Here is a 16,077-nt window from a genome sequence, read left to right as displayed (position 1 = left end):
TCGGTGTTTTCCCCGAGGTCGGCCGATTCGCGGCCGATTTGCCACATTGAGAAACGTTTTCCTAGGGTTGTCACCGAGTTTGTCAGGTTCGGTTCAGCAAGACGTAAGCGAATGGTCAGAGCCCACGTCGAACATGGCCCCACACATCGCGTTGGGGCGATGTCACCCCAGTTCAAACCAGGAGACGTCAATATGGCAACCACAGTGGCCGCGGGCTCGTATGCCGACCGGCCCATGACGGCGGCGGAGAAGAAGGTCATCTTCGCTTCCAGTCTGGGCACGGTGTTCGAGTGGTACGACTTCTACATCTACGGCACGCTCGCACCGATCATCGCGAAGCAGTTCTTTTCGGGGCTGGACCCGACTGCGGCGTTCATCTTCACGCTGATGGTGTTCGCGGCCGGCTTCCTGGTGCGACCGTTCGGCGCGCTGGTGTTCGGCCGCCTGGGCGACATGATCGGGCGCAAGTACACCTTCCTGATCACGATCGTGATCATGGGCCTGTCGACCTTCATCATCGGTGTCCTGCCCAGCTACGCCGCGTGGGGCATGGCGGCACCGGTGGTCCTGGTCGGCCTGCGTGTGCTGCAGGGCCTGGCGCTCGGCGGCGAGTACGGCGGGGCCGCCACCTACGTCGCGGAACACGCGCCGCACGGCAAGCGCGGCGCCTACACGTCGTGGATCCAGACCACCGCGACGCTGGGTCTGTTCCTGTCGCTGATCGTCATCTACGCAACGCGCGTGTCGATGGGCGAGCCGGCGTTCACGGCCGACTGGGGCGGCTGGCGCGTGCCGTTCCTGGTGTCGATCCTGTTGCTGGCGGTGTCGGTCTGGATCCGGCTGAGCCTGAACGAATCGCCCGCCTTCAAGAAGATGAAGGAAGAAGGCAAGACCTCGAAGGCGCCGCTGACCGAGTCGTTCGCCGAGTGGAAGAACCTGAAGATCGTGATCCTCGCGCTCGTCGGGCTCACCGCCGGACAGGCCGTGGTCTGGTACACCGGGCAGTTCCAGGCTCTGTTCTTCCTCCAGACCTACCTGAAGGTCGACCCGAACGAAGTGAGCCTGCTGATCGCGGCGTCGCTGCTGATCGGCACGCCGTTCTTCGTCGTGTTCGGCTCGCTGTCGGACAAGATCGGCCGCAAGCCCATCATCATGGCCGGCTGCCTGCTCGCGGCGCTGACCTACTTCCCGCTGTTCGGAGCGCTCACCAAGGCGGCCAATCCGGATCTCGCCGCGGCGCAGGCGGCGAACAAGGTCATCGTGACGGTCGCGCCGGGCGATTGCTCGTTCCAGGGCAGCCCGGTCGCGCGTGAGATCGACTTCAAGACCTCGTGCGACATCGCCAAGCGCTATCTCGCGCAAAGCTCGGTGAGCTACGACCACGTGGACGCGCCGGTCGGCGCGCCGGCGACGATCTCGATCGGCGACAAGGTCGTGACCGCGCCATCGGCCACGGTCGCGAACAGCAAGTTCGATGAAGACAGCACGAAGAAGATCGCCGCATTCAAGAAGGACGTCGCCGCGGCGCTGAAGGCAGCGGGCTACCCGGCGAAGGCCAAGCCGATCGAGTTCATGAGCGGGCAGTGGTGGCAGATCGTCGGCATCCTGACGATCCTGGTGATCTACGTGACCATGGTCTATGGCCCGATCGCCGCGATGCTGGTCGAGCTGTTCCCGACACGCATCCGCTACACCTCGATGAGCCTGCCGTACCACATCGGCAACGGCTGGTTCGGCGGCTTGCTGCCGACCACGTTCTTCGCGATCGTGGCGTCGACCGGCAACATGTTCAGCGGCCTTTGGTACCCGATCATCATTGCCGCGATCACCTTCGTGGTGGGCATGCTGTTCGTGAAGGAAACCAAGGACGTGGACATCTACAAGAACGACTGATCCCGCGCCCCGCGAGAAACGTCGAGAGCCGGCCGGTCGCAAGACCGGGCCGGCTTTTTCACGGGCGCGCCGAGGCCGGCCGCGCTTCGGCCTGAAGCTGAGTCAGGCAGGCCATGCACAGGCAGCCCTCGAATCGCTCGCGCAGGCCGGCGAGCAGTGCCGGGGGCAGCGTCAAAGACGTGCAGGCGCAGGGTTGCGGATCGTCGGCGCCGCAGTGGAACGCGCCGCCGCAGCGCGGGCAGCGCCGGGGTGGCGGTGCATTCGCGTCGCTCATTCGAACAGGTCCTGGTGCTGCGCGCGCAGCAGGTTCTTCTGCACCTTGCCCATCGCGTTGCGCGGCAGTTCGTCGACGACGAACACGCGCTTGGGCACCTTGAAGTTCGCGATCTTCGCCTTCAGCGCGCCGATCAGCGCCGACGCGTCCGGTGCGCTGCCGCTGCGCGCGACGACGACCGCGACCACGGCTTCGCCGAAGTCCGGGTGCGGCACGCCGATCACCGCGCTCTCGGCGACGCCGGCCATGTCGTTCAGCGTGCCCTCGACCTCGGCCGGGTAGACGTTGAAGCCGCCGCTGATGATCAGGTCCTTGCTGCGGCCGACGATCGTCACGTAGCCCCGTGCGTCGATCTGGCCGACGTCGCCGGTCTTGAACCAGCCGTCGGCGCTGAACTCCTCGGCGGTCTTCTCGGGCATGCGCCAGTAGCCCTGGAAGACGTTCGGGCCGCGCACCTGGAGGTTGCCGATCGCGCCGGCCGGGCACGCCGCGCCGGCCTCGTCGACGACGCGCACACCGACGCCGGGCAGCGGCAGGCCGACGGTGCCGGCTCTGCGCGCGCTCTCCGGCCGATACGGGTTCGACGTCAGCATCACGGTCTCGCTCATGCCGTAGCGCTCGAGGATCGTGTGGCCGCTGCGTTCGCGAAAGCGCTCGAAGGTCTCGACCAGCAACGGCGCCGAGCCGCTGACGAAGAGCCGCATGCGGGTGCAGGCGGCGCGCGTCAGCGCGGGCTCGGCGAGCAGGCGCACGTACAGCGTCGGCACGCCCATGAACACGCTGGCCTCGGGCAGGCGCGCGATCACCGCCTTCGGGTCGAAGCGGTCGAGCCAGAGCATCTTGCTGCCGTTCAGCAGCGCGCCATGCGTCGCGACGAAGAGCCCATGCACGTGGAAGATCGGCAGCGCGTGGATCAGCACATCGCCGGCCTGCCAGGCCCAGCAGTCCTTCAGCACGCGGGCGTTGCTGAGCAGGTTGCCGTGGCTCAGCATCGCGCCCTTGCTGCGCCCGGTCGTGCCGCTGGTGTAGAGGATCGCGGCCAGGTCGTCGGCCGCGCGGGGCACCGGCACGTGCCGGTCGCTGTGCGCCGCGGCGCGCTGCAGCAGGCTGCCGCTGCGGTCGTCGCTCAGCGTGAAGACATGCGTCGTGCCGGCCGCGAAGGCGAGCCGGCTGATCCAGCCGAAATTCTTCGGCGCGCAGACGACGATCGCCGGCTCGGCGTTGCCGATGAAGTAGGCGATCTCGTCGCGCTGGTACGCGGTGTTCAGCGGCAGGTAGACGAGCCCGGCGCGCAGCACCGCGAGGTACAGCATCAGCGCCTCGACCGACTTCTCGGTCTGCACCGCGATGCGGCTGCCCTCGGGCAGGTCGAGCGACGCGAGCAGGTTCGCGAGCATCGCGGTGCCGCGCTCGAGGTCGCGCCAGGTGTAGTGCAACGGCGCGTCGCCGACGGTCTCGATCGCGACGCTGTCGAGCTCGGCCGGGAAGGCGGTGCGCAGCGCGCCGAAGAGGTTCGAATCGGGTGGGTTCATGGTTGCAGGTTCATGGCCGCAGATTCACGGTCGAAAGAGGGCGCTTCGTTTTTCGATGAAGGCTGTCACGCCTTCGCGGTGTTCGGTGCTGGCGGCGTAGTCGAAGTGGGCGCGGCGCTGTTCCGGCGTCGGCCCGCCGCCAGCGAGCTGGCGCAGTGTGCGCTTGTTGATGCGCGCGGCCTGCGGCGACAGCGCGGCGGCGGCGCGCGCACGGTGCAGCGTCTGCGCGGCGACCTCGTCGTCGGCCGCGACCGCATGCACCAGGCCGAGCTGCAGCGCGCGCGGCGCGTCGAACAGGCGCGCCTCGAGCAGCATCTCGCGCAGCACGGCCGGGCTCGCGACGCGCGCGAGCAGCGCGAGCTCTTCCGGCGCCATCGGGAAGCCGAGCTTCGCGATCGGCGCGCCGAAGCGGCTCGAATCGCCGCAGACGCGAATGTCGCAGCAGGCCGCGATCTCGAAGCCGCCGCCGATGCAGGCGCCATCGATCTGCGCGAACAGCGGGATCTCGCAATCGAGCATCGCATGCAGCGCCGGCGCGACGATGTGCTCGTGGAACTCGTGCAGCTGCGCCTCGACGAAGCGGAAGCTCGCGAACTCGTGGATGTCGCCGCCCGACGCGAAATGGCCGCCGGCGCCGCTGACGATCACCGCCCGCGGTGCATTGGCCACCGGCAGCGCCTGCAGCGCGTGGAACACGCTGCGCAGCTCGCGCCACATCGCGATGTCGATCGCGTTCAGCTTGCCGGGATGGTCGAGCACGACGCGCGCGACGCCGTCGCCCGCGTCGGCGTGGAAATGAAGGATGCCGCTCATGACGAGAGCCCTTTGCGCGCCACCGGGCTCATCCGTCCAGCTTCGCGCCGGAGTTCTTCACGACCTCGGCCCAGCGCTTCGTCTCGCGCGTGACGAAGGCGCCGAACTCGTCGCCGTAGAGGTTCGGCGTGTCGGCGCCGAGGCCGTTCCAGGTCGATTGCAGCTCGGGCGTCGCGAACGCCTTGCGCATCTCGGCCCGCATCTGCTCGACGATCGCCGATGGCGTGCCCTTCGGCGCCCACAGGCCGTACCAGGTCGCGACCTGGTAGGTCGGCACGCCCGCTTCGATGGAGGTCGGCAGGTCGGGGAAGCCGGGCGCGCGCTTCGGCGCAGCGACCGCGAGCGCCTTGATGCGCCCGCTCTTGATGTGCGTGGCCGACGAGCCCAGCCCATCGAACATCAGGTCGACCTGGCCGGCGATCAGGTCCTGCAGCGCCGGGCCGGCGCCGCGGTACGGGATGTGGGTGATGAAGGTCTTGGTCTGCAGCTTGAACAGCTCGGCCGCGAGGTGGTGCGAGGTGCCGTTGCCGGCCGACGCGTAGTTCAGCTTGCCGGGGTTCGCGCGCAGCAGCGCAAGCAGGCCCTTCAGGTCGGCGACCTGGACGCGCTGCGGGTTCACGACGATGACCTGCGGCACGTTCGAGATCAGGCCGACGGGCACGAAATCGGTCTCGAGGTTGTAGTCGAGCTTCGGGTACATGGCCGGCGCGATCGCGTGGTGCACCGCGCCCATGAAGAAGGTGTAGCCATCGGGCGCGGCCTTCGCGGCGATCGTCGCCCCGACGGTGCCGCCGGCACCGCCGCGGTTGTCGATGATCACCTGCTTGCCGAGCGATCGGGTCAGCTGCGCGCTTAAGGGGCGCGCGAACGCATCGGTGCCGCCGCCGCTCGGGAACGGCACGACGAAGGTGACCGGCCGGTTCGGCCACGCGCCTTGTGCGCGCACGAGCGGGCTGCCCAGCAGCGACGACGCGGCCGCGGAACCGGCCGCGGCCGCCTGCAGCAGGCGGCGCCGGCTCAGGCCGCGGGATGGCGTGCGAAAAAGGGTTTCAGTGCTCATGTTGTCTCCGTCGATAGGTGGGCCTGCCCTCTGCGTGGCAGGAGATCCGGGCTCGTCGCGTCGGCGCTCAGAGCAAGGTCGCCAGGGCGCGCGAATGCGCGACTTCTCCCTGGGTGAATTTCTCATGATGGGCCTCGACCCGGTTCAGGTCATAGAGGTAGTTGACCATCAGGCCGAACGACTGGTTCACGCCCTTGTGCGAGAGATCGCCGAGCGCGTTCAGCCGCTCCAGGCGCGCGCCGTTGTCGAGGTGGAAACGCGCCACCGGGTCGCCGCCATGCGCCGGCGAGTGAAAGCCGAGATAGTACGCACCGAGCCGAAGCAGCGCCTGCGTCGCTTCGGCGGGCAGGGCGCGCAGCGCCGTCGCGCTCGCGAGCCGGTCCAGGCGATCGGGCCGATCGCCGAGCGCGCCGAGCAGCGCCTCGTGGGCTTCGGCCAACCGCTGCGCGCGCGCCTTCGGCAGCCCGTCGCAGGGCGCGCCGGCACGCACCCAGCGCGCGAAGCCCGGGATCGGCGACAGCGTGCAGAAGGTCTTCAGCTGCGGCAGTTCGCGCTTCAGCTCGTCGGCCACGCGCTTGATCAGGAAGTTGCCGAGCGACACGCCTTTCAATCCCGGCTGGCAATTGCTGATCGAGTAAAAGGCCGCGACCTTGAACTGGCCGGCCGACAGCGGCTGCGAAGCCTTGTCGATCAGCGGCGCGATCGCCGCCGGCATCTCGGGCAGCAGCGCGACCTCGACGAAGATCAGCGGCTCGTTCGGCAGCTGCGGGTGGAAGAACGCGAAGCAGCGGCGATCGGGCTGCAGGCGCCGGCGCAGGTCGTCCCAGCCGTCGATCTGGTGCACGGCTTCGTGGCGGATGATCTGCTCGAGCAGCTGTGCCGGCGAGTTCCAGTCGACGCGCTGCAGCTGCAGGAACCCCGGGTTGAACCAGCTCGACAGCAGGTGCAGGAAGTCGGCCTCGACCGCCTGCAGCTCCGGCTGCTTGGCGATGCGCGCGAGCAGCGCATGCCGCATCGCGACGATGCTGGACGTGCCGCCCGGCAGGCGGTTGATGCGGCGCAGCAGCTCCTGGCGCGGCGGCTCGGTGCTGCGCGTGAGAAGCATCAGGTTCGATGCGCTGGGCTCGTTCGCGTAGGCCTGCGCGCTTTGCAGCACGGTCTTCGGATCGGGGCTGAAGTCGCGCGCCAGGCGCTCGAAGAAGGTCGCCCGCTGCGCCTCGGGCAAAGCGGCGAAGCGCGCGACGAGGTGGCGCGCGATCGCCACGCTGTTGGCCTCGCCGCGTTCGGAGAGCAGCCGTTTGCAGTCGGACAGCAGCCCGCGCAAGCCGAAGTCGCCGCTGACGCGGCGGGCGGCCTCGCGGAGGTCTTTGGTGAGGTCTTCAAGCATGGTCGCGCGAAAGTGATCGTTCATCGAACCCCATCCACTCTAACCAACAGGCGCGGCCGGATGCTGTTCGGCCGGATTCGAACTGGGTTCACCCCGAGGCGGGCGCGGCGCGCGGCCGCTACAGTGTCCGCCAAACCGACACTCCGGACGCCTCTGCATGCACGCACTCCCACCGACCCTGCCCGGCGATGCCGACGGCATGCTCAAGCTCGCCGCGCAGAGCATGTTCGACACGCTGGCGAGCGCCGCGATGGGCATGTTCGTGGTCGACCGCGCGCACCGCATCGTCTGGATCAGCGAGGGCTACAAGCAGTTCCTGCCGGCGCTCGAGCACGAGGAATCCGATTTCGTCGGCCGGCGCGTCGAAGAGGTCGTGCCGAACACGCTGATGGCGCAGGTCATCGACACCGGCCAGGCGATCCTCGTCGACCTGCTGACCAACAAGGCCGGCACCTTCCTCGTCAGCCGGCTGCCGCTGCGCGACGCGCACGGCAGCGTGATCGGCGCGATCGGCATGGTGCTGCTCGACCATCCGGAGACGACGATGCGGCCGCTGACCGCGAAGTTCGCGCAGCTCGAGCGCGAACTCGCATCGGCGCGCCAGGAGCTCGCCGCGCACCTGACCCAGCAGCGTCGCCCCAAGCACACGATCGCGAGCTTCATCGGCGCGAGCCCGGCGGCGGTCGAGGTCAAGCGCCAGGCGCGGCGCGTCGCCCAGACCGACAGCACGGTGCTGCTGCTCGGCGAGACCGGCACCGGCAAGGAGCTGCTCGCGCACGGCATCCACGCCGCGAGCCGGCGCGCGGCCAAGCCCTTCATCGCGGTCAACATCGCCGCGGTACCCGAGACCCTGCTCGAGGCCGAGTTCTTCGGCGTCGCGCCGGGCGCGTACACAGGCGCCGAGCGCAAGGGGCGCGACGGCAAGTTCAAGCTGGCGGATGGCGGCACGCTGCTGCTCGACGAGATCGGCGACATGCCGCTCGCGCTGCAGAGCAAGCTGCTGCGCGTGCTGCAGGAGCAGGAGGTCGAACCGCTCGGCAGCAACCAGGTGCAGCGCATCGACGTGCGCATCATCGCCGCGACGAGCCGCGATCTGCCGGCGATGGTGGCGGCCGGCAGCTTTCGCGCCGACCTGTACTACCGGCTCAACGTGCTGCCGATCCGCCTGCCGGCGTTGCGCGAGCGCCTGCCCGATCTGGAGGCTCTTGTCGACACACTCTCGGAAGACATCGCGCGGCGCAGCGGCCTGGCGCACAAGACGCTGTCGGCCGATGCGCTGGACCTGCTCGCGCGGCACCGCTGGCCCGGCAACATCCGCGAGCTGCGCAACGCGCTCGAGCAGGCCAGCCTGATGACCGACGACCTGCTGCTGACCGCGGCGCATTTCGGCGCGCTTGCGGCCGATGCGCCGGTGGCGTCGAGCGGGCCGGCAGCGCCGTCGTCATCGACGCCGGCGCGCGCGGCACCGGGGTCGGACGTGCCCGAAGACGCCGTCGCCGCGGCGGGCATCGCTGTCAAGCCGCTCTCCGAAGCGGTCGCCGAACTCGAAGGTCGCGCGATTCGCGACGCGATGCGCGCGACCGGCGGCAACAAGCTCGCGGCCTCGCGCCTGCTCGGCATCTCGCGCGCGACGCTGTACGAGAAGCTCGCGCTGGCGCAGCGCGACGCCGCCCGTTGAAAAGGGGCGGCTCGAGGGGTCGCACGCTGCGCGGGCGAGTGCTCGTGGCGACCTTGCTGGCACAGGGCGGCGCCGTCGCGACAGCGCAGACGCTGCCGGTCGCGCCGATGCCCGCCGCCTCCGCCGCGGCGACGCAACTGAACCGCGTCGAGATCACCGCGACGCGGGCGTCCGATCTCGAGGAGCGGCGCCAGTCGACCGCCGCGAAGATCGTCGTCGGCCGCGAGGAGATCGAGCGCTATGGCGACAGCAACCTCGGCGACGTGCTGAAGCGCCTGCCCGGCGTCACGCTGCAGGGCCGGCCCGGGCGCGGCGGCAACATCCGGATGCGCGGCCTGGGCAGCGGCTACACGCAGGTCCTGCTCGACGGGCAGCGCGTGCCGCCCGGCTTCTCGCTCGATTCGCTGACGCCCGAGCAGATCGAACGCATCGAGATCCTGCGTGCGCCGACCGCCGAGACCGGCGCGCGCGCGATCGCCGGCACGATCAACATCATCACGCGCGAAGGCTTCAACAAGCACATCAACGATGTGCGCCTGAGCGCGGCGATCGAGAACGACCGGCTGCAGCCGAGCGCCTCGTGGACGCGCAACGAGGCCATCGGGCCGTTCATCGTCAACGTCTCGCTCAGCGCGTTCGGTTCCGATCGCGAAAGCGGCAGCACGACGACGACGGTCGACCGCAGCCTCGCCGACGACAGCGTGAGCCTGGCGCAACGCGATGTCGGCGCGGTGCGCGACAAGCGCCATGGCGTGCACGCGACCGGCCGGCTGCAGTGGCGCGGCGCGCAGGGCGTCGATTCGGTGACGCTGATGCCGCTGCTGATCTACGGCGCCGGCACGACGCAGCGCAGCGGCACGCTGACGCAGACCGTCGGTGCGCTGCCGGTGCCGTACGACACCAGCACGACCGCGGGCGACGGCAGCTTCGCGCTGTTGCGCCTGAACGGCCAGTGGAACCACCGACTCGATGCCGGCGGCCGGCTCGAATCGAAGTTCGGGCTCGGCCAGGGCCGCAGCATCAGCCGCAGCCTGCGCACCGAGTTCAGCGGCGGCGCACCGAGCCGCGTGCTCGACGACCACGGCGACACGCTCGATCGCAACGCCTTGCTTGCGACCAAGTTCATCCGCACGCTGGCTGGCGAGCACAGCCTCGTCGCCGGCGCCGAAGGCGAGGCGAACCGGCGCACCGAGACGCGCACGACGAACGATCCGATGCTGCTCGCGAACTTCGGCGACAACGTTGCCGCGTCGACGAGCCGCTTCGCCGCCTATGCGCAGGACGAATGGAACCTGACGCCGCAGTGGGCCGCGCACGCCGGGCTGCGCTGGGAGGGCATCGCGACGCGCGGCGCGAGCGGCGAGAACGGCACCGGCCAACAGACGAATCGCAGCAAGGTCTGGACGCCGTTGATGCACGCGGTCTGGAAGCCCGAGCCCGACAGCCGCGATCAGGTCCGCTTCAGCCTGACGCGCAGCTACCGTTCGCCGACGCTGCAGAACCTGATCGGCCGGCCGAGCCTCAACAGCCGCTACCCGGCGCCGGGCAGCAACACGCCGACCCAGCCGGATCGCGCCGGCAACCCGAACCTGCGGCCCGAGCTCGCGACCGGGCTGGACATCGCGTTCGAGCGCTATCCCGCAGCCGGTGGCCTGCTGAGCGCGAACCTGTTCCATCGGCAGATCCGCAACTACATGCGCAGCCAGACCGCGCTCGAAGCGGTCTCGTGGTCGCCGGGCCAGCCACGCTTCGTGTCGCGGCCGCAGAACATCGGCGATGCGATGACGCAGGGCCTCGAGCTCGAGGCGAAGCTGCGCCTCAGTGACGTGATCGACGCCGCGCCGAAGCTCGACCTGCGCGCGAACGCGAGCCTGTTCCGCTCGCGCGTGAAGGCCGTGCCAGGCCCCGACAACCGGCTCGACCAGCAACCCGGCTACACCGCGAACCTCGGCGCCGACTACCGCGTGCCCGGCTGGCCGCTGACGCTCGGCGGCAACCTGAACTGGACGCCCGCCTACGACACCCGCGTCAGCGAGATCCAGACCGCCTATCAGGGCCGCAAGGTCGTGATCGATGCCTATGGCCTGTGGGTCTTCAGCCCGAGCGCGCAGCTGCGCCTGAGCGCGAGCAACCTGAACCCACGCGACTACCTGACCGGCAGCAGCGTCGACGACCTCGGCGCGAACCTGCGCGAGACCTCGCTGACGAACGCACCGACCTTCCTGAACCTGCAGTTGCGGCTCGAACTGAAGCTGTGAGCCAGTCCGGCTCGCCGCACACTGCCTGACAAGCATCCATCTCCGTTTCGAAATTGCCTTGATGCCGGACATTTACCGCACCCGTTCGGCCGTCGGTCGGGCTCGATTCGCCGGGGTGCCTCAGGGTTTGCACTAAGACGGTGCGCTGTGGCACAGCGATTGCGTCGTCCGCCCATCCGGTGCCGCGTGCGCCGGGCGAATTTCAGAAGCCAACGACCCTGTTCAGGAGACTCGCCCATGCCGTTCCAACCGTCGATTCCGCGTCGCGCCGTGCTCGGCGTCCTGGCGCTCGCCGCCGCGCTGGCCGCTTCGCCGCTCGCGCTGGCGCAGGGCAAGGGCGAGATCCGCATCGCCCACGTCTACAGCAAGTCGGGCCCGCTCGAGGCCTACGGCAAGCAGACCCAGACCGGCCTGATGATGGGGCTGGATTACGCGACCAACGGCACGATGACGGTGGCCGGCAAGAAGCTCGTCGTGATCGAGAAGGACGACCAGGGCAAGCCCGACGTCGGCAAGAGCCTGCTCGCCACCGCGTATGGCGACGACAAGGCCGACATCGCGGTCGGGCCGAGCTCGTCGGGCGTCGCGCTGGCGCTGCTGCCGGTCGCCGAGGAGTACAAGAAGGTCCTGCTGGTCGAGCCCGCGGTCGCCGATTCGATCACCGGCGACAAGTGGAACAAGTACATCTTCCGCACCGGCCGCAACAGCTCGCAGGACGCGATCAGCAACGCGGTCGCGCAGGACAAGGTCGGCACCAGCATCGCGACGCTCGCGCAGGACTACGCGTTCGGCCGTGACGGCGTGAAGGCCTTCAAGGACTCGATCAAGAAGGCCAAGATCGTCCACGAGGAGTACCTGCCGCAGGGCACGACCGACTTCACTGCCGGCGCGCAGCGCATCATCGACAAGCTCAAGGACCAGCCCGGCCGCAAGGTGATCTGGATCATCTGGGCCGGCGCCGGCAACCCGTTCAAGATCGCCGACCTCGACCTGAAGCGCTACAACATCGAGATCGCGACCGGCGGCAACATCATGCCGGCGATGGTCTCGTACAAGCAGTTCCCGGGCATGGAAGGCGCGACCTACTACTACTTCGGCATCCCGAAGAACCCGGTCAACGAGTGGCTGGTCGCGAACCACTACAAGCAGTACAAGACCCCGCCGGATTTCTTCACCGCGGGCGGCATGTCGGCCGGCATCGCGCTCGTCGAGGCGCTGAAGAAGACGAACGGCGACACCGCCACCGACAAGTTGATCAAGACGATGGAAGGCATGAGCTTCGAATCGCCGAAGGGCAAGATGACCTTCCGCAAGGAAGACCACCAGGCGATGCAGAGCATGTACCACTTCAAGATCAAGGCCGACCCGGCGTTCGCCTGGGGCGTGCCGGAGCTGGTGCGCGAGATCAAGCCGGAAGAGATGGAAGTGCCTGTCCGCAACAAGCGCTGAACGCGCTTATTGCGGCGGCACGCCGTGCAGGACCACTGCTCCCCCGGGCCCCCTCCGGGAGGGGGTTCCAGTCAGAACTACAAACTGGCAGCGCTTCGCCGTGCTCGAGACCTCTAACCTCACTATTCGCTTCGGCGGTCATGTGGCCGTCGACCACGTCTCGTGCGCGTTCGCGCCTGGCACGCTGACCGCGATCGTCGGGCCGAACGGCGCTGGCAAGACGACCTACTTCAACCTGATCTCGGGCCAGCTGCGTGCGAGCGAGGGTTCGGTGCGGCTCGATGGGGTCGACATCACGAACGAGGCCGCGTCGGCGCGCACGCACCGCGGCCTGGGCCGCGCGTTCCAGCTGACGCAGCTGTTCCCGGGATTGTCGGTGCTCGAGAACGTGCGGCTCGCGGTCCAGTCGCGCCGCCGGCAGGGCCTGAACCTGTGGTCGGTGTGGCTGTCCCAGCGCGCGACGCTCGAGCGCGCGATGGAGCTCGTCACGCTCGTCGCACTCGCCGACCGCGCCGATGCGCCCGCGAGCAGCCTGCCGCACGGCGACCAGCGCAAGCTGGAGGTCGCGATGCTGATGGCGCTCGAGCCGAGCGTCTACATGTTCGACGAGCCGACCGCGGGGATGAGCGTCGACGACGTCCCGGTGATCCTCGACCTGATCCGTGCGCTGAAGCAGCAGCCCGACAAGACGATCCTGCTGGTCGAGCACAAGATGGACGTCGTGCGCGAGCTCGCCGACCGCATCATCGTGCTGCACAACGGCCAGCTCGTCGCCGACGGCGAGCCGGCCGCGGTGATCGCGTCGCCGGTGGTGCAGAGCGCTTACCTCGGGATCATCGCGGAGGAAGCGGCATGAGCCTGTTGTCGCTCAAGGGGGTGCACACGCACATCGGCGCCTATCACATCCTGCATGGCGTCGACCTCGATGTGCCGGCGGGCCAGGTGACGATGCTGCTCGGCCGCAACGGCGCCGGCAAGACGACGACGCTGCGGACCATCATGGGGCTGTGGGCGGCGTCGAGCGGCGAAGTCAGCTTCGACGGCCGGCCGATCGGCGGCCGCGCCGGCCAGCGCGCGACACCCGAGATCGCGCAACTCGGCATCGCCTACGTGCCCGAGAACATGGGCATCTTCAGCGACCTGACGGTGCGCGAGAACCTGCTGCTCGCGGCACGCAACGCACGCACCGTCGAGCAGATGGACACGGTCCGGCTCGAATGGCTGTTCGGCCTGTTCCCGGCGCTGCGCAAGTTCTGGCTCTATCCCGCCGGCAAGCTCTCCGGCGGCCAGAAGCAGATGCTGGCGATCGCCCGCGCGATGGTCGAGGAGCAGCGCCTGCTGCTGATCGACGAGCCGAGCAAGGGCCTCGCGCCGGCGATCGTGCAGAACCTGATCGCGGCCCTGCGCGAACTGAAGCGCACGCAGACGACGGTGCTGCTGGTCGAGCAGAACTTCGGCGTCGCGAAGGCACTCGGCGACCATGTCGCGGTGATGGACGACGGTCGCGTCGTGCACGCCGGCGCAATGGCCGAGCTGGCCGACGACGAGGCGCTGCAGCAGAAGTTTCTCGGGCTGTCGCTGGGGGCCCATCAATGAGCACGACCACCACCACCACGCTCGCGACGCCGGCACAGGCCGCGGCTGCCATCCCGAAGGCGAGCTTCGACTGGATTCCGATCGCGCTCGTCGTGCTGCTCGCGCTGCTGGCGCTGCCGCTGATCGGCTCGCCCAGCACCTGGGTCACGCTGACCGTCGCGGGCCTCGCGATGGGGATGATCATCTTCATCATCGCGTCGGGCCTGACGCTGGTGTTCGGCCTGATGGACGTGCTGAATTTCGGCCACGGCGTGTTCATCGCGCTCGGCGCCTACCTCGCGATGAGCGTGCTGACGGCCATGAGCGGCTGGACGACCTCGCCCGAACTTTGGCGCAACCTCGTGCCGGTGTTCGCGACGATGCTCGTGGCGATGCTGATCGCCGGCGCCGTCGGCTGGGGCTTCGAGCGCGTGCTGGTGCGGCCGGTGTACGGCCAGCACCTGAAGCAGATCCTGATCACGATGGGCGGCATGATCATCGGCGAGGAGCTGATCAAGGTGATCTGGGGCCCGACGCCGATCACCGTCGAGATGCCCGAGGCGCTGCGCGGCGTCGTCACGCTGTTCGGCGATGCGGCGGTCGAGAAGTACCGGCTGCTCGCGACCGCGGTCGGCGTGCTGGTGCTGGTCGCGATGCTGTTCACGCTGAACCGTACCAAGCTCGGCCTCTTGATCCGCGCCGGCGTGCAGGACCGCGAGATGGTCGAGAGCCTGGGCTACCGCATCCGGCGGCTGTTCGTCGGCGTGTTCGTCGCCGGCTCGGCGCTCGCGGGCCTGGGCGGCGCGCTGTGGGGCATCTACCAGCACGGCGTCGTGCCGCAGATCGGCGCGCACGTGAACGTGCTGATCTTCATCGTGATCATCATCGGCGGCCTGGGTTCGACGATGGGCTGCCTGATCGGCGCGCTGCTGGTCGGGCTGATGGCGAACTACACCGGCTTTCTCGCGCCGAAGGTCGCGATGTTCTCGAACATCGGGCTGATGGTCGCGATCCTGCTGTGGCGGCCGCAGGGCCTGTATCCGGTCGCGAACCGATAGGCGTTGAAAGCGATGCTCAACCGACTTCTTTCGCACGACCTGCCGCGCAACCGCGGGCTGGCGCTGCTGCTCGCGCTGATCGTGCTCGCACTGGCGCTGACCCCGTTCCTGTTCCCCGGCACGAAGGCGTTGAACGTCAGCGCGAAGATCATCGTCTTCATCGTGCTGGTCGCGAGCTTCGACCTGCTGCTCGGCTACACCGGCATCGTCAGCTTCGCGCACACGATGTTCTTCGGCATCGGCGCGTACGGCGTCGCGATCGCGAGCACCTCGATCGGGCCGACGTGGGGCGCGGTCGCACTCGGCGTCGCCGCGGCACTGCTGATCTCACTGCTGCTGTCGCTCGTGATCGGGCTGTTCAGCCTGCGCGTGAAGGCGATCTTCTTCGCGATGATCACGCTCGCGGTCGCGTCGGCGTTTCTCGCGCTCGCCTCGCAGCTGTCCGACTTCACCGGCGGCGAAGACGGCCTGACCTTCAAGGTGCCCGAAGCGCTGCGGCCCGGCACCGAGTACCTCGCCGCGCCGTTCCTCGGCGCATCGATCGACGGGCGCTTCGTCACGTACTACCTGCTGTTCTTCGCGGCCCTCGCGCTGGTGCTGATGCTGCTGCGCATCGTCAATTCGCCCTTCGGGCGTGTGCTGCAGGCGATCCGCGAGAACGACTTCCGCGCCGAGGCGATCGGCTACCGCACCGTCGTGTACCGCACGCTCGCCTCGGTGCTGTCGGCGCTGTTCGCGACGCTCGCCGGCGTGCTGCTCGCGCTCTGGCTGCGCTACACCGGGCCCGACACGACGCTGTCGTTCGAGATCATGCTGGACGTGCTGCTGATCGTCGTGATCGGCGGCATGGGCACGATCTACGGCGCGGTGATCGGCAGCGTGCTGCTGGTGCTGGCGCAGAACTACCTGCAGGACCTGATGAAGCTCGGTGCGTCGGCGGTCGAAGGCATCCCGGTGGTTTCGCAACTCGTCTCGCCCGATCGCTGGCTGCTGTGGCTGGGCATCCTGTTCGTGCTGTCGGTCTATCACTTTCCGAGTGGCGTCGTCGGGCGTCTGCGCGCGATGCGTCGCCGAGGGCCGGGCGCGTGAGTCCCGCACGG

At 68.8% G+C, this 16,077-nt stretch carries 13 protein-coding genes; 8 read left to right on the top strand and 5 right to left on the bottom strand.

What is annotated here, in order from left to right; all coding sequences use genetic code 11:
• Nucleotides 1–192 precede the first annotated feature (192 nt).
• Nucleotides 193–1,893 carry an MFS transporter gene (locus AC1DTW_RS00670; protein ID WP_477978069.1) on the top strand — a complete coding sequence of 567 codons (1,701 nt, stop codon included), beginning with the start codon at nucleotides 193–195 and terminating at the stop codon, nucleotides 1,891–1,893.
• A 58-nt stretch (nucleotides 1,894–1,951) separates the two neighbouring features.
• Here AC1DTW_RS00670 and AC1DTW_RS00665 read toward each other — a convergent pair whose 3' ends face one another.
• From AC1DTW_RS00665 to AC1DTW_RS00645, 5 genes are all read right to left on the bottom strand, one after another.
• Nucleotides 1,952–2,167, bottom strand: coding sequence for a cysteine-rich CWC family protein (locus AC1DTW_RS00665; RefSeq protein ID WP_477978067.1), 216 nt, complete (start codon nucleotides 2,165–2,167; stop codon nucleotides 1,952–1,954).
• Nucleotides 2,164–3,699, bottom strand: a complete 1,536-nt coding sequence (locus AC1DTW_RS00660; RefSeq protein ID WP_477978065.1) for a malonate--CoA ligase — start codon at nucleotides 3,697–3,699, stop codon at nucleotides 2,164–2,166. Before AC1DTW_RS00660 ends, AC1DTW_RS00665 begins: the two co-directional genes overlap by 4 nt.
• A gap of 24 nt (nucleotides 3,700–3,723) precedes the next feature.
• Nucleotides 3,724–4,512, bottom strand: coding sequence for an enoyl-CoA hydratase/isomerase family protein (locus AC1DTW_RS00655; protein ID WP_477978063.1), 789 nt, complete (start codon nucleotides 4,510–4,512; stop codon nucleotides 3,724–3,726).
• A 28-nt stretch (nucleotides 4,513–4,540) separates the two neighbouring features.
• Nucleotides 4,541–5,572 (bottom strand): Bug family tripartite tricarboxylate transporter substrate binding protein, encoded by a 1,032-nt coding sequence (locus AC1DTW_RS00650; RefSeq protein ID WP_477978061.1) that lies wholly within the window; start codon nucleotides 5,570–5,572, stop codon nucleotides 4,541–4,543.
• A 67-nt stretch (nucleotides 5,573–5,639) separates the two neighbouring features.
• Nucleotides 5,640–6,959, bottom strand: a complete 1,320-nt coding sequence (locus AC1DTW_RS00645) for a malonyl-CoA decarboxylase (RefSeq protein ID WP_477978059.1) — start codon at nucleotides 6,957–6,959, stop codon at nucleotides 5,640–5,642.
• A 157-nt stretch (nucleotides 6,960–7,116) separates the two neighbouring features.
• On the opposite strand from AC1DTW_RS00645, the gene AC1DTW_RS00640 reads away from it, so the two are divergent.
• The 7 genes from AC1DTW_RS00640 to AC1DTW_RS00610 all read left to right on the top strand — a co-directional run bounded on the left by AC1DTW_RS00640 (nucleotide 7,117) and on the right by AC1DTW_RS00610 (nucleotide 16,066).
• Entirely contained in the window at nucleotides 7,117–8,637 is a 1,521-nt protein-coding gene (locus AC1DTW_RS00640; protein WP_477978057.1) for a sigma-54 interaction domain-containing protein, read from the top strand.
• 44 nt (nucleotides 8,638–8,681) lie between these two features.
• Nucleotides 8,682–10,895: a TonB-dependent receptor plug domain-containing protein gene (locus AC1DTW_RS00635; protein ID WP_477978055.1), complete on the top strand. Its 2,214-nt coding sequence runs from the start codon at nucleotides 8,682–8,684 to the stop codon at nucleotides 10,893–10,895.
• 237 nt (nucleotides 10,896–11,132) lie between these two features.
• On the top strand, nucleotides 11,133–12,344 hold the full coding sequence (locus tag AC1DTW_RS00630; RefSeq protein ID WP_477978053.1) for a substrate-binding domain-containing protein: 1,212 nt from the start codon (nucleotides 11,133–11,135) through the stop codon (nucleotides 12,342–12,344).
• Nucleotides 12,345–12,444: 100 nt separating this feature from the next.
• Complete coding sequence (locus tag AC1DTW_RS00625) at nucleotides 12,445–13,200, top strand: ABC transporter ATP-binding protein (RefSeq protein WP_477978051.1); 756 nt, start codon at nucleotides 12,445–12,447, stop codon at nucleotides 13,198–13,200.
• Nucleotides 13,197–13,940 (top strand): ABC transporter ATP-binding protein, encoded by a 744-nt coding sequence (locus AC1DTW_RS00620; RefSeq protein ID WP_477978049.1) that lies wholly within the window; start codon nucleotides 13,197–13,199, stop codon nucleotides 13,938–13,940. The genes AC1DTW_RS00625 and AC1DTW_RS00620 overlap by 4 nt, the downstream gene beginning before the upstream one ends.
• Nucleotides 13,937–14,977 (top strand): branched-chain amino acid ABC transporter permease, encoded by a 1,041-nt coding sequence (locus AC1DTW_RS00615; RefSeq protein WP_477978047.1) that lies wholly within the window; start codon nucleotides 13,937–13,939, stop codon nucleotides 14,975–14,977. Before AC1DTW_RS00620 ends, AC1DTW_RS00615 begins: the two co-directional genes overlap by 4 nt.
• A 12-nt stretch (nucleotides 14,978–14,989) precedes the next feature.
• Nucleotides 14,990–16,066 (top strand): branched-chain amino acid ABC transporter permease, encoded by a 1,077-nt coding sequence (locus AC1DTW_RS00610; protein ID WP_477978045.1) that lies wholly within the window; start codon nucleotides 14,990–14,992, stop codon nucleotides 16,064–16,066.
• Nucleotides 16,067–16,077: the final 11 nt, after the last annotated feature.

This window comes from Rhizobacter sp. P5_A1 (assembly GCF_056400745.1).
This window is presented reverse-complemented; position numbering and strand designations above follow the sequence as displayed.